Annotated in this window: 10 protein-coding genes; 4 read left to right on the forward strand and 6 right to left on the reverse strand. The window is 34.6% G+C overall.

Annotated elements, in window-relative coordinates:
* Window positions 1–79: 79 nt before the first annotated feature.
* The 3 genes from HOG71_10665 (at window position 80) to HOG71_10675 (ending at window position 6067) form a co-directional block, all read left to right on the forward strand.
* Entirely contained in the window at window positions 80–4270 is a 4191-nt protein-coding gene (locus HOG71_10665) for a PKD domain-containing protein (protein ID MBT5991299.1), read from the forward strand.
* Between the two features lie 70 nt (window positions 4271–4340).
* Complete coding sequence (locus HOG71_10670; GenBank protein MBT5991300.1) at window positions 4341–4796, forward strand: carboxypeptidase regulatory-like domain-containing protein; 456 nt, start codon at window positions 4341–4343, stop codon at window positions 4794–4796.
* A 59-nt stretch (window positions 4797–4855) separates the two neighbouring features.
* Complete coding sequence (locus tag HOG71_10675; GenBank protein MBT5991301.1) at window positions 4856–6067, forward strand: T9SS type A sorting domain-containing protein; 1212 nt, start codon at window positions 4856–4858, stop codon at window positions 6065–6067.
* Window positions 6068–6564: 497 nt separating this feature from the next.
* Here the strand turns inward: HOG71_10675 and bcp are convergent, their stop codons facing one another.
* The 6 genes from bcp to HOG71_10705 all read right to left on the reverse strand — a co-directional run bounded on the left by bcp (window position 6565) and on the right by HOG71_10705 (window position 12187).
* Window positions 6565–7014, reverse strand: a complete 450-nt coding sequence (gene bcp, locus HOG71_10680) for a thioredoxin-dependent thiol peroxidase (protein MBT5991302.1) — start codon at window positions 7012–7014, stop codon at window positions 6565–6567.
* Window positions 7011–8774 (reverse strand): M23 family metallopeptidase, encoded by a 1764-nt coding sequence (locus HOG71_10685; GenBank protein ID MBT5991303.1) that lies wholly within the window; start codon window positions 8772–8774, stop codon window positions 7011–7013. Before HOG71_10685 ends, bcp begins: the two co-directional genes overlap by 4 nt.
* Window positions 8774–9385: a fumarylacetoacetate hydrolase family protein gene (locus HOG71_10690; GenBank protein ID MBT5991304.1), complete on the reverse strand. Its 612-nt coding sequence runs from the start codon at window positions 9383–9385 to the stop codon at window positions 8774–8776. The genes HOG71_10685 and HOG71_10690 overlap by 1 nt, the downstream gene beginning before the upstream one ends.
* Window positions 9386–9452: 67 nt before the next feature.
* Window positions 9453–11168 (reverse strand): M3 family oligoendopeptidase, encoded by a 1716-nt coding sequence (locus HOG71_10695; GenBank protein ID MBT5991305.1) that lies wholly within the window; start codon window positions 11166–11168, stop codon window positions 9453–9455.
* 53 nt (window positions 11169–11221) lie between these two features.
* On the reverse strand, window positions 11222–11602 hold the full coding sequence (locus HOG71_10700; protein ID MBT5991306.1) for a hypothetical protein: 381 nt from the start codon (window positions 11600–11602) through the stop codon (window positions 11222–11224).
* 24 nt (window positions 11603–11626) lie between these two features.
* Complete coding sequence (locus HOG71_10705) at window positions 11627–12187, reverse strand: DUF5606 domain-containing protein (protein ID MBT5991307.1); 561 nt, start codon at window positions 12185–12187, stop codon at window positions 11627–11629.
* 119 nt (window positions 12188–12306) lie between these two features.
* Here HOG71_10705 and HOG71_10710 point away from each other — a divergent pair, with 119 nt between their 5' ends.
* Window positions 12307–14919 carry a T9SS type A sorting domain-containing protein gene (locus tag HOG71_10710; GenBank protein MBT5991308.1) on the forward strand — a complete coding sequence of 871 codons (2613 nt, stop codon included), beginning with the start codon at window positions 12307–12309 and terminating at the stop codon, window positions 14917–14919.
* The last annotated feature ends 71 nt before the right edge of the window (window positions 14920–14990 follow it).

Here is a 14990-nt window from a genome sequence, read left to right on the forward strand (position 1 = left end):
ACTTAATTTATATATTGCGAATAGATACAGCATATAGTGAAATGCTTTGCTGTAACTAAATAAAGGCAAAAACACATTTATGATAAAAAAAGCTAACCTATTAGGAGCCTTACTGCTTATTTCAAGTTTCGTATTCGCTCAAACAAACTTTCTTTCATTCAACCAAAACGAATCATTATTTAATGATAAAATGCCCGTCAGAAGTGTTGATGAAAAAGACAACAATGGTTTAATCGTTGAATATCAATTCCCGGGTGTATTTGTAAGCCAAATAGCAGATAATGGTATGGATTTCCAGAATCTTCACATCAAAGGTTTTACAAATTTAAAAGAAAGAGGCAAGCCAGCTCTTCCATCACATACTGATATAATTGCCTTACCACTTGGGACTGAAAATGTCTCTATTAAAATTCTTTCTGCTGAGAAACAGGAATACGATAATTACATGATCTACCCTTCATTGAGGTTAGCTACAGGACGATGGGGAGATCCCGAACCAACTTTTGAAATAGATCAAGATTTTTATAATTCCAACATCAATTATCCAAATGTTCCGGTAGATGTGGTTGAAATAAACAAAATAAGAGGAATGAATATGGCTTTTGTTCAATTGTGTCCTATTCAATTCAATCCTGCTGAAGGAAAAATAATTGTTTATTCAAAAATTAAGTATAAAATCGAGTTTCAGAAACAATCTGGATTTATTGACAAACGATCCTCCAATAATTACCTCAAAACCATACCTAATTTCATTCTTAATGATTTCTCAATTAAAAATGAAATTAGACAAAATGATTATACAAGAGCTCTTGCCGATCAGATGAGAGGAGAATCAAAAAGTTATATAATCATTACTCATTCAAAATACAAACAAGCCGCTGATAGTTTAGCACAATGGAAAATGCAACTGGGATATGGTGTAGAAGTTATTTCAAAATCATTTTGGACAGCTGATGATGTGCGCAATGAAATTAAAACCCGCTACGATTCCTGGGATCCCAAACCAGATTATTTTGTAATTATAGGTGACAATGAAGATGTACCGGGCGACAATATCCTTTCACCATCAAATGATGAATTCCATACAGATCTATATTTTGCTTGTATGGATGGCTTGAATGATTACATGCCCGACATTGCACATGGAAGAATATCAGTTTCCTATGCTGGAGAAGCCAATCTGACCATTCGAAAAATCATTGATTATGAAAGAAAACCTTATAACGATTATGATTTCTACCATACAGGTTTAAATTGTGCACAATATCAAGATGATGATAAAAATGGATATGCTGACAGAAGATTTTCATTAACCAGCGAAAATGTAAAAGATTATATTGAAAATGAGATCGGAAAAGATGTGAAACGTGTGTATGCCACAGATATTGATATCACTCCTCAATATTGGAACAATACATATTATGCAGCAGGAGAAGCCCTCGACTCCTCATTACTTAAACCCGGTTTTGAATGGAATGGATCAAAAACCGACATTGCCATTAATATCAATGCTGGTGCTTTTTATGTATTACACCGAGACCATGGCTATTCTGGAGGACTTGGCTGGCATATGCCTCAATTCAAAACAAGTGATGTCAAGTCATTGCTTTCCAATGGAAAAAAACTTCCTATCGTATTTAGTATCAACTGCAATACCGGAGAATATCAATTACCTGAGTGTTTTGCAGAAGCATTTTTACGTCATAACAATGGAGGCGCAGCAGGTATTTTTGCCGCGGCTTATGTTAGCTATTCTGGATACAACGATGCTTTAACGCTTGGTTTTTTTGATGCCATATGGTCGAACCCCGGCCTCATTCCAAACTTTACAGGAAGTCAGGGAATTGGCAATCCTACTTTAAGTGATCATGAAGATATTTTTACCATGGGAGATGTTTTAAACCAGGGATTATTAAGAATGGTTGAAACATGGGGAACCAATAAATATACATTTGAATTGTTCCATTATTTTGGTGATCCTGCCATGCGTATTTTTACAGAGAATCCACAACTCATAACTGCAGTCACACACAATGACAGCATTATTTGTAATTCAACTTCATTTAGTATCTCAAATTGTAGCTTAGCTGATGCTTTAGTTACTTTGGTTTGTGATGGGGAGATTATTGCCATGGACACCTTAACCAATGGTAATGTTACCTTAAATTTTGATGCACTAGCAGGGAGTCAGGCTTATTTAACAATTTCAAAACATAATTATGCACCATACATAGCCATCATACCAATTACTGGTGGTTGCCCAAAATCAAGATTTGAAATAAGCAGCTCAAATAATTGCATAGATAATCCACTGACTGTAACTAGCAATTCAAGTGGAGATATTACAACATATTATTGGGATTTTGGACAAAATGCAACACCTGCTAATGCTACAACAGAAGGTCCTCACCAAATAGTTTATTCTACTGCAGGTAGCAAAACCATCAGTTTAAAAACCACTGGTGCTGCAGGAATAAGCGAGTGGGAACTAGAAGTAGAAATCAATGAAAATTGTGAATTCTTCAGCCCCAATTCAGGGAATTCTGTTATTACTAACTGCAATGGAATTCTTTATGATAATGGAGGAACATCAGATTATTCAAACAATACAGATGGAAGTATAACCATATCACCTACTGGAGCCAGTTCAGTGACACTTCAGTTTAAAAGTTTTGATTTTGAATTGGATTATGATTATCTGAAAATTTATGATGGAGCAAACATTTATGCTCCTCTTATTGGATCATACACTGGAAATAGCCTCCCAAATAGTGGTCAAATTACATCCACTACCGGATCAATAACCATCAGGCAAATTACAGATGAAGCTATGCAAAAAACGGGTTATGAACTTATTTTCTTCTGTAATCAATCCAACACTGCTCCTCTGTCAAATTTTTATGCTTTGAGTCAGGAAAGTTGTAATGGTGTAGTTAGTTTCAACGATATGTCAAGAAACGCACCAGACAATTGGTTGTGGAATTTTGGAGATGGCAATACATCAACAGATCAAAATCCGTCACACAGCTATCTTGAAAATGGTGTTTATACAGTCAAACTTATTTCATGGAATGCATATGGTTCTGACAGTTTCACCAGAGAAGATTATATCGATGTACAGTTTCCTGAAGCTCCTTATGTTGTGAATGGATCGAATTGTGGAAATGGAAGTGTAAAACTAAGAGCCAATGGTAGTGGTATGATCGAATGGTACGATTCCTTAACTGGTGGCAATTTACTTGCACTGGGAAATTATTTCTACAGCCCTCCTATTACGGAAACAACAACCTATTATGCCCAGATAAATGCAAAGAGTTATCGATTTGGAGCCCCTGACAACAACATTGGCACTGGAGGAAACTTCTCCTACAACAACGAACATGGTTTGGTATTCAGCACATGGAAACCTATGCATCTTCACTCCGTTGTTGTTTATGCAAGTGGTGCAGCTAACAGAACTATTGAACTTAAAGATGCAAACGACTTTGTATTGGCTACCAAAACACTATATATTGAAGATGGCGAAAGCAGAATTGATTTAGATTTTAACATTCCTGTTGGAACCAACTTAAAATTAGTTACTGGAAATGCTTGTAATTTGTTCCGAAATCGGACAGGCGCAAATTATCCTTACACCATACCAAATACAATAAGTATTACAGGTAGCACAGCAGCACAAACAGGTTATTACTATTTCTTTTACGATTGGAAGCTTTCAGAATTGGAGAAATGTCTGAGTGAACGAATCCCAGTTATAGCTTACATCCATACAAATGCAGCTATTGCAGACTTCAGTTTTAAAGATTCTGGTTTATATTATACATTCACAAACAATTCAACACTAGCAAATACTTTTGGGTGGAATTTCGGAGATGGAAATATAGATACCATGAATTTTAGTTGTGTGCATAAATTTCAAGATGCAGGAGACTATCAGGTCAATTTACAGGTTGCTAATGGATGTGGATCCAATGATATAACGAAAACTTTATCGGTGGTAAACAGCATTAATGAGGTCCAACAAAGCCCTGAAATTCTATTATTTCCAAATCCTAATAATGGGAATTTTGAATTAAAAATAGATCGTAATGAATTCGAATTGCTTAGAATATTAGATATGCAAGGAAAGATTATCTATGAATCAAAAATGGAAAATCAATATGCTGACAATATTTATTCTGTAGAGAGTGGTGTTTCCACCAAGGGTATGTATTTACTTCAATTGAGTGGAAAAGATAAGATAGTTCAACAGGCGTTTGTGATTGATTGATTCGTTTTTGAACAGAATTAATAAATCAAATTTCTTTGTATACATTTGATATACAATTAAAAACACAATTATGGGGAAGAAACTATTAGTAATCCTTATTTTGGCAATAAGTCTCGGATTTATTTTAGCTGAAAAATATGCAATTAAAGGAAGTGTTTCATCTTCCGGTTCGCCCATTAAAGATGTTGATGTCACCTTAAAAAAAGTTCCCGGTTATGCTGTTTTTGCTCGTAGCATGACTGATGGTAGAGGGAATTTCCAATTTGCCGATAGCCCTGAAGGGAACTTTGTTGTGGAAGTCAGTTATTTTCCTATCAGTGGTCCTGATGCTGAAGTAAGTGGTAAATTCTATTATTTTGACGATCCTTTAGATGATGCAGTTGTTAAGATATTCAATGAAGATAACCAATTACTTAAAACAATAAATACAGATGATAAAGGGCGCTTTTCTGCAAATGGATTAGATGCAGCCGAAGTAAGATTAGTTATCAGTGGAATTACCGGATATACGCCTGCAGGACAATAATCATATTACGAAAATAATAATTTGATTTCTTCGTTTTAAAAGGATTAAAACAATGAATCATGAACAATCGATTTAATCTTATACTCTCGCCTTTGTTTTTAATATCCCTATGTATTTTATTTCTAAATGATTTCATTTTAAAAGACTTATATCCGGGACTTATTACTGGAAAGCTAAGCGATTTTGCAGGCTTGATCGTTTTTACAACATTCATTTATTTTCTGATTGGAAAATGGAAGAAGCATATTTTCCTTGTATCAGCATTGCTTTTCATATTTTGGAAAAGTTCATTGAGTACTGGAATTATTGAGTTTTCAAATTCCTTATTGCCTTTAACAATTGGAAGAGTTATAGATTATACCGATCTAATCGCTTTATTAATTTTACCTATTACTTATTTTTATAATCCTAAGAAAGTACTGACAATTAAAAAACCCATTTTAAAATATACACTGATCCTGTTTACTTTGTTTTCATGCATTGCATCCGAAGTAACAGATATAAAATTTAAAAATAAAGTTAAAGGTGTTACACCTTATGAATTGCAGGGAGATTACATTTTTCAGTACACAGAAAATGATAAACTTGTTCTCGATACAATCACATTTATTCGGATAAAGAAAAGTTCATTCCTCATATTAGAAAATCTTAAAGACACTTTATATCTTGGACAAATAAAAAGGAGAAAAGGAGATTACTATCTTTTTAAGTTTGATAAAGAAACCGAATATTGGGAAATAAATAGTTTCCGTATTGATGGAGATAGTATTTACAATTTTGAAAATTCATTCTGGGGATTATCGGATAAAGAATTTGTAAAAGCTAGTTTTGAACTTATTGAAATAGAAAAAAAAGATGATGATGAAACCTGGTTTGTGAATAATACAAAGAAGGAGACATTGAAAGCATTTGACCAATTGCTGAATAATTCAAAAGGATATTTTTTTACTGAAATTATTCAAGCTGAAGATACCATCTTTGAAGAGATTCAACTCCAAGAAGATATTGCTGCTTCTATACCTAATGAGAGTTCATTTGCAATTAAAGCATATCCAAACCCTGTTATCGATCAATTAATAATTGAACATCGGTTCAAAACATCTGTTAAAGCTGCAATTATTAATACTTCCGGACAAATAATGCAAAGAATAAAAGTTGAAGAAAGTCCTCTTACGTGGAATTTAGAAGCTTTGCAAAAGGGTGTTTATACCATCCTATTCTATACAGATAAAACACAGTCTGATTATTCAATTAAGATTATCAAGAAATAAAACCACAATGTCTATGCAGTGTCCTCGAAAGGCTTACTGAGTCTAGTTTCATCAGTGTCCTCTTCGAGAGACACTAATCGAACCCATAGGATGTACTCATGAAAACAAGCTTTCCTGCCTGTTGGTTAGAATCAGTGTCTCCTGAAAGGGACACATACCCAAAACTCAGTCAAACCTAACAGGTGGCCTTGCTCCTGTTAGGTTGAACAACTGAATAAACAATAAACTTTTGACTGGATACTTTCTACTTTCGACCTATCAGGTTTTATTCAACCAGATAGGTCTGATTCTTTTCAGGATCAGTCGTTTGCGACTTTAAGTCAGCCTACGACTAAAATCACCTACAACAAAGTAATTTTCCTGTAAATAATGTAGGACCGAATTTCATTCGGTCAAATAGGAAAAAAATAGTCCGATTGCAAATCGGACCTACATTAGTGTAATCCAAACATCTTGTTTAGTAGTTCACTCGTAAATGAATCCTGTGAGATAAAAGCCTACTTCAATATCTGGGCAGTGTGATCTTTTACTTTCACTTTCTCAATGATGTCTTCAATCTTTCCCTCTTCATCAATCACAAAAGTGCTACGGATAACACCCATATAGGTTCTGCCATACATTTTCTTTTCGCCCCAAACCCCATAATCGTTTAGGATTTTCTTTTCTGTATCGGCTAATAAATCAAAAGGAAGTTCATGCTTTTCGATAAACTTCAAGTGAGATTTCTCACCATCAGGACTGACGCCTAAAACAACATAACCTTGCTTAATAAGTGTATTGTAATTATCTCTTAAATTACAGGCCTCTTGGGTACAACCAGGGGTGCTATCTTTTGGATAAAAGTATAGAACAACTTTCTTTCCTTTGAAATCTAAAAGGTTTACTTCTTCTCCATTTTGGTTGTTGGCTTTTATCGCAGGAGCCATATCCCCTATTTTAAGTTTCATCTAATAAATTTAATGTTAATCTCCCGGGTATTTTCTTTCTTGTCAGTAACGAGCAATTTAAAATAATGCTCTTTTCCGTCAGCCCTATTATCAAATGTATGCAGTAAAAGTTTTCTTTTCTTATCGTATTCCATCAAAATCCACTTTCCATCAATGCTTGCCCGATAGGATTCTATTCCAGATAATCTATCATACATGCTTACACGCATATCCTTTTTCCAGGTTAAATTGGAGTTATTCCAGAAATTTAGTGTTTGAATTACAGGTGCAATCGTATCCACCATAATGGCATAATCGGCAAATTCTCTGCTTTTAGCTACAACAAAGCCATTTTGATATTCACCTCCAATTGTCCAGTATGAATCATTTGCTCCAATCTGCGCAATTAAAGCTTTAGGCTGATATTGCTCTGGTAGTTTTTCTGCATTAATACGTATAGTGTAATAATATTGAACGGCTACTTTATAATTATGAATAGTATGAATATCGGAATACATATTTGACCGCCCATCTCGCATACTGTGATGAAATTTGATATCCTCATAAAAAGAAAACTCAGGAAAACTCAACTCAATATCATCTGTTTTGAAAATATTGGGTCTGTCGAAATAAAAGATTTTCTTAAAGTTGGTATCAGTGTCCTGTGGAATCAAACTATCTGCTAGGTCAAAATATTGAAGCAGAAATTTCAAATCGACTTGGTTTTTGAAAAAATCAATAGCGGTTACCTGTATATTTAAACTGTCACCAAAGTTCATGTTAACGATTCCATTGTTATCTAGTATATCATAAAATGCCAACTTATTATTTGGTAAAACAAAAAGCCGCTGAAAATTTTTATGCAAACTTACTTTTGCTTCATAATCTCTATGGGCATTAATATAACGTGTATGATCAGGACTGTAAAAATCCCTTTTTTGAGAATAAATTGTCCGTCCGTTAATAGCCAAATAGAGCTTGTAGATATCGAGGATATTACCTGAACCATTGATCTGATCCTTGCATTCAACAGCCATCCCAAATTTTCCCTTAGCGCGAATTGCCTTAACGCCACTTAGCTTGTAGTCTCCATTCGACTTAATTAAGCGTAGAACAAATGGTTTGAAATAGTTTCTATTATATGTACCGTTTTTTCCATAATATTCTACCTGTATAGCACTGAGGTTATCTAAAGGATACAATCGCACCCGCAGCATCCTTGGCTTAATATTATCTTCCAGTTTATAGCCAAATAACAGGGGATTTATCAACCATTTTGATTCAGTTTCTCTAATCTCGAAATGAAGATGTGGAGCTAAAGAATGACCTGAATTACCCGAAAAAGCAATAGTATCTCCTTGTTTAAACCTGAATTCTTTGGATGGTGGATACAAATTCAGTTCGAAACTCTCCTCTTTATATTGCATCTTTTTCACAAAAACAGCCAGATCAGGATTAAAGGCTGAGAGATGCGCATAACCAGAGGTGTAACCATTATCATGCTCCAGAAATAGCATTCGCCCATAACCTGATGCTGAGATGCTTATTCTCGAAACAAGTCCATCAGCAATGGCAATAACGGGAACGCCTTCCTGTCCTCCAGTTCGAATATCTAATCCTGCATGAAAATGACTTCGTCTTAATTCAGAAAAGTTACCTGAAAGAGAAATCGGAATTGGCACAGGCGAAATAAAATCATTTTGAGGATATGTATGTTGACCAACAGAAAGTATGGGAATTAAGCTGATGCAGATAAGGGAAAGGAAAAATTTGATTTTCATTACTTGACTTTGAGCTCTAAATTCAAATTGTTATCTAAATACCCTCTTAAAATATCGCCTGATGCAATTGGACCTACACCTGCGGGTGTCCCCGTGTAAATTAGGTCTCCAGTTTCCAAGGTGAAAAATCTGGATATAAACGAAATAATGAAATCGAAATTAAAAATCATTTCTGTTGATTTTCCTTTCTGAACCAGGTCTTCATTTTTAATTAAATGAAATTGTATTTGCTCAGGATTACTTAATTGCTTCAGTGAAACGAATTTCCCAATTGCTGCAGCATTATCAAAGGCCTTTGAAAGCTCCCAACTCAGTTTTTTATCTTTCAATTTATCCTGAATATCTCGGGCTGTAAAATCAAGACCAAGAGCAATTTCTGAATAATAGTTTAAAGCATCCTCCAATAAAATATTTTTTCCTTTTTTATCAATCTTAAGAACCAATTCTAATTCATGATGAATATTGGATGAAAATGAAGGCATTTCAAATACTTGCTCTCCTTTTATCAAAGCAGAATCTGGTTTCAAAAAGATTGCAGGCTCTTCAAGTACAACATTTTTTAACTCTTCTATGTGCTTGACATAATTTCTTCCGACACAAATAATCTTCATCTGAAATATATTATTAATTATTTAATATGGCTAAATATAAAGTGACTCAAACCGCTATAAATACTGCTTACTCATATTTTTTTATTTCTTCTTTAACAAAATTCGCCAATTCTTTTAAGTGCGATTTTGAAAAGCTGAAATTAATGCCAGCAGTCTTATAAATTTCAGGAATCGATTTCGTATAACCTAATTTCAAGGCTTCCATATACGAATTTAAACCTTGTTCCTTATTTTGTTTGTAGTTTTTCCAAACAGCAATAGCTCCCAATTGAGCAATAGCATATTCTATATAATAGAAAGGAATTTCAAACAAGTGCAATTGCTTTTGCCAGGACTTCTTCAAATACTCCTCATATCCATCATAATTGACTATTCCTGTCCCAAATTCTTTCAATATGGACATCCATTCCTCATCACGTTCAGTTATGGAATGAGTAGGATGTGTATAAACCCAATGTTGGAATTTATCAATTATTGCAACCCAAGGCAAAACCATTAATATATCTTCCAGATGCTTGTGAACAGCCTGTTTGAATTCTTTTTCATCCTTGTAAAACACTTTCCACTGATCCATAGAAATCAATTCCATGGACATAGATGCTAGTTCAGCTACTTCAGATGGTGTATGTTTGAAATATGTTAATTCTAAATCTCTGCTTACAAATGAATGAATAGCATGCCCCCCCTCGTGCATCATGGTTACCAAATCTCGCTGGCGTCCTGTTGCATTCATGAAAATAAACGGAATTCCAGTTTCTGCCAAAGGATAATTATAACCTCCGGGAGCCTTGCCTTTTCTTGAATCTAAATCAAGAAAGCCATTGCTTTTCATAATGCCAATATATTCGCCCAGATTGAAACCCAAATTATTAAAACCTGTGATGGTTTTATCAACCAATTCATCAACTTGTTCAAATGCAGTAATTCTTAATTCCCCCGGAATAGGAGCATCATTATCATAAGGCCTCAGTTCCTTCACGTCCATGAGATTCAGTCTTCTTTCCTGAATCAATTTTATTAAAGGAACAATTTCATCCCGAATTGAATTATGAAACTCTAAATTGTCTTCAATGCTGTAATCAAAACGATCAAGATCAATGAATTTATAATCTCTGAAATTTGAAAAAGAAGCATTTTCCGCAACTTCTTGACGAAGTTTAACAAGTGTGCTATACAATTCATCTATTTCAGCAGCATCTTTCAATCTGGCATCAACTACTTTATCAAAAACCTGTTTCCTAATCTCTCTGTCAGGGTTTTCAAGGAATGCAGCAGCCTGCTGCAATGTTAGTTCAGCACCTTCATGCTCAATCATCATTTTGGATGTAATACGGGCATATTTTTGTCCTTCATTGGCAATAGTTGTGTATAAAGGAATATTTTTTTCTCTAAAAAGTTCAATGCTGTTCTTTATCGACCGATAAAGTATTTGATAGGCTTCAGAGGGAGCTGATTCTACGTTATAAAAATCAATAAACTTTCTATTGAGTTGATCTGATATGGGAGCAAGATGTGGTTGGATTTCGTTTATAAAATAATCATATCTTTTTTTTATATCCTCATCCAATGTATTGCAAGTAAATTTAATATAGCGCCAGGCTATATCTTCACTTACAAAAGCATCTATTTCGCTCCTATCTGCAAGCCATGTGTGCTGATCTTCAGCAGAATTGATTTGCCGTTGTTGCAGTTCTTCATAGAAAGATTTTATGTCTTCCCAGTTTTCAAGTGATATAGTTAAAGGTAAAAAAGAGCGCTTTTTTGAGTTTAGCTTTATTCCCATGTCTTTATACAAAAAACCCCTCATCAGAGGGGTGAATAAAATTATATTTTTTATTATTCCTTAATCACATTTCGTTTTCTGAACCAAAAGGTCAGAATTGTTCCAATTAACAACAAAATTCCAATTCCAATGATTAAAACGTGCCATGTGTCGTTTCTGTTTGACCAAGCTGATAATATTCCAAGATACGCAAACCATAAAACTAATGCAATCCATTGAGGAATGGATTTAATCATTCGCATTATTTTATTAACACGCAAATCATGGTTTATTCGATTTAATGCATCCTGTAAATCCTTACCATAGGCTGGTATTGTTTCCTGACTACCATCCTCGTTTTCCATGGTTATTTCAAATTTCATCCAACCAGGAAATGATTCTGAATCTTTTCTATGTGTAGCGGTTATTACTCTTCTTCTTTTCTTATGTTCCATTAATCTATTTTATTCAATAACAATTTACTTAGCTGCTTTTCTGACCACTGGTTTTTTGACAGAAGGTGCTTTTGGTGTTGCCTTCTTCACCGAAGTAGCTTTCTTTGCACCTGTTTTTTTCGTAGGCTCTTTTTTAGCTTCCGCACTAGCATCTTTGCCCTCTTCTATATTTTCTTCCTCTTCTTTTTTCAGATTCTCAATCACGTCAGGATAAAATTCACATATGATATGATACCAACGTAACATTTTCTTCATATCTGAAATATAGACCTTTTCTTGATCGTGATTTGGAACATGTTCACGGAAAAAAGAATAAATTGCTTCAGGTTCAGATTTCTGATTTAATTCCAATTTCAATCCACCTTTTTCAAAAAATTTCAGATAAACATCCAATAGAAAAATATCAGAATTATCAGTTGAAAAGATAGTGATGTCGTTTAGCACCAATACATGTAAGTTAGGTTGAACTTTAAATTTGGTTCTTTTTTCGTTCAGCGTTTCAACAATTATCCCTTTGGGAGATTTATTAATGACTCTAAAAAGTTCACTTTTTCCTTTGATTGCAATAAAATCCTTTAAATCCATAGTTTATTTTAGCTATTTGTAAGCTACAAATATAATGGATATAAGTGTTTTTGAAAGCCCTTGTTTTCAAAGCAGTTTAAATATCCAGAAGTTGTATTTTTGCAACACAAAATAATATCATGTTAAGCAGAAGAATTATACGCCTGATTCCAATATTACTATTTACCTCGATCATACTGGTTACACTTATTAATGTTTTTATTTCCCATTCTAGTGAAGAACTTTCAGAAGAAATGGAAAGCCCATCTTTCCCTCAATTAGCATTTGAGCAGGAGTTCGATAAAATTAAAAACCCAATTACAGGAGAAGTACCTGGAGATGCAATTTACAAAGCTTACCAGTCCTTAAATTATCAAGGAAAAATATCAAAATCATATATTCAAGCAAAGAATTTATATGTAAAAGGTTGGAAACCATTTAATGACTATTTATCGAATCTATGCATTACAAAGATGACCTATGATCCAAGAAATACGAAGGTTTTTTATTTCTGTACAGGAGAAGGCTGGTTCAATGCTGATGCTGGTCGAGGAGCTGGCGTCTGGAAATCGACTGATGGTGGCGATTCATGGATTCAATTGCCATCCACCACTACAAATGCATTTCATTATTGTCAGGATATTGTTGTACACCCCTTTACAAGCCATGTTTATGTCAGTACACGAAATGGTGGATTACAACGATCTGTTGATGGAGGAAATAGCTGGCAACAAGTTTTGGGAAGCTCTTCTGGAAGTAAAAGCAATCGAGCTGCAGATATTGAATTGACTAAAGAAGGTGGCGTTTTTGTTAGCATGGGCATTTTCGAAAAAGATGGAATTTATTATTCAGAAACAGGCGATAGTGGATCTTTTGAGTCAAGAATGGTAGGTTTCCCAACCGCTGTATATAGAATTGAATTGGCAACAGCACCATCAAATGATGATGTAGTTTATGCCGTGCCGACAAGTAGTATCTCTGCTGATAAACATTTAATTGTTGGATTTTATCGATCCGATGATAAAGGCTTAACATGGGAAGAAACTGAAAATCCAGGTGGCGAAAGGAAGCTGGCAAAAAATCAGGGATGGTATGATTTAATTATTGAAGTCGATCCAAATAATGAAGATATTGTTGTCGCAGGTGGCTTATATATCTGGCGAACTCAGGATGGAGGAGATAGCTGGAAAAAACTAACTTCAGGAAAAAGAAGTAACGATGATTATGTTCATGTAGACCAACATGAAATTGTTTTTCATAACTCCGACACAGCGTATTTTGGAAATGATGGAGGAATATGGCGTTCAGATAATTTCACCTCAGATGAACCCACCATATACAATTTGAATAATACTTTTAATGTAACACAGTTTTATGCTGCATCTATTCATCCTGAAGCAGGAAACCTCAAAATTATTGGAGGAACTCAAGATAATGGAAGTTTAATGATTTTAGATGAGGGCATATCAGACTTCAAAGCCATATCGGGAGCCGATGGCAGTTTTTGTGCTATTAATCCGAATAATGGCGATATCATGTACACCACAACGCAGTATAGACGAATGTATCGATATACAGATGGTGGAACAGGAATTCCTGATACCATTACAAATGGTTTTATTACTGATGATAATGTCCAGTTTATCAATCCAATAGAAATTGATCCGGTTGATCCGGAAATTATTTATCAGGCTAGTAAAAGAGGTTTGTGGCGACTTAAAAATGCATCCACTGCGAGTAAAGAAGATTGGAAAAAAGCAAGTTATAACTGGGGAGACTTAACAGCAATTGGAGTATCTCAAAATGTAGCACATCATGTTTTTTTAGGCAGAAAAAGTGGAGGCAAAATTTATAGATTGGATAATGCACATATCAGCGATGAAAATGTCCGACCAGTATGGATAAACCCTGATAATGATTTACCTGATGCTTATTGTTCAAATATTTTTGTTAATCCCAAAGATGCCAATCACTTGATTGTCATTTTTTCCAATTATGGAATTAATAACATTTGGGAATGCAAAGGAGCTTTAACCGATTCAGCCAGCTGGCAGCATCATGATGGAGATTTACCCGATTTGCCTGTGCGCTGGGCTTTGCTTCACCCTGAAATTGAAGGAGCTTGTTACATTGCAACAGAACTGGGCGTTTTTTACACCTTGAAATTAAATGGGAATTCAACTGTTTGGGAACCTATGTACTCAGGAATTCCATTAACGCGAGTTGATATGCTGAAAATGAGACCTTCAGATAATACTGTTGTGGCTGCAACCCATGGTAGAGGATTATATACAGGTGTATTGAAAGACGAAAGCATGTCAGTTATTTGGACAGAAAGAGGACCTCAAAATGTAGGCGGAAGAACCAGAACCATCATGATAGATCCCAATGTAAAATCAAATAAAAAAATATGGGCAGGAAGTGTATCTGGTGGTCTTTTTAAAATCAATAATATCGACTCTATCTATTTCTATATACCTGATGACAAAGAAATTTTTGATTTGAATGTATTAAGCAATCCTATTGGAGAGAATGGCTCCTGGCTGCATATTGAATTAGGAAGTCAGGAATTAATTACGATTAAGTTATACGACATGCATGGTAGAGCTGTTGAAACAATAATTGAAAATAAAAGCTTCATTGGTGCTCATGACTTAAAGTGGATGCCGTCCATTAATCACCGTCCAGGTATTTATTTTCTTTCGATGCAATCCGGAGCGAATTCCAATATGAATAAAGTCATGTTATATTAAACATTATCTGCTTATTATCTCAACATTAGCACAATTATCCATTCTCAATTGGCATTCAAATTTCACAGGAT

The sequence above is a fragment of the Bacteroidota bacterium genome (assembly GCA_018698135.1).
Taxonomy (GTDB): domain Bacteria; phylum Bacteroidota; class Bacteroidia; order CAILMK01; family JAAYUY01; genus JABINZ01.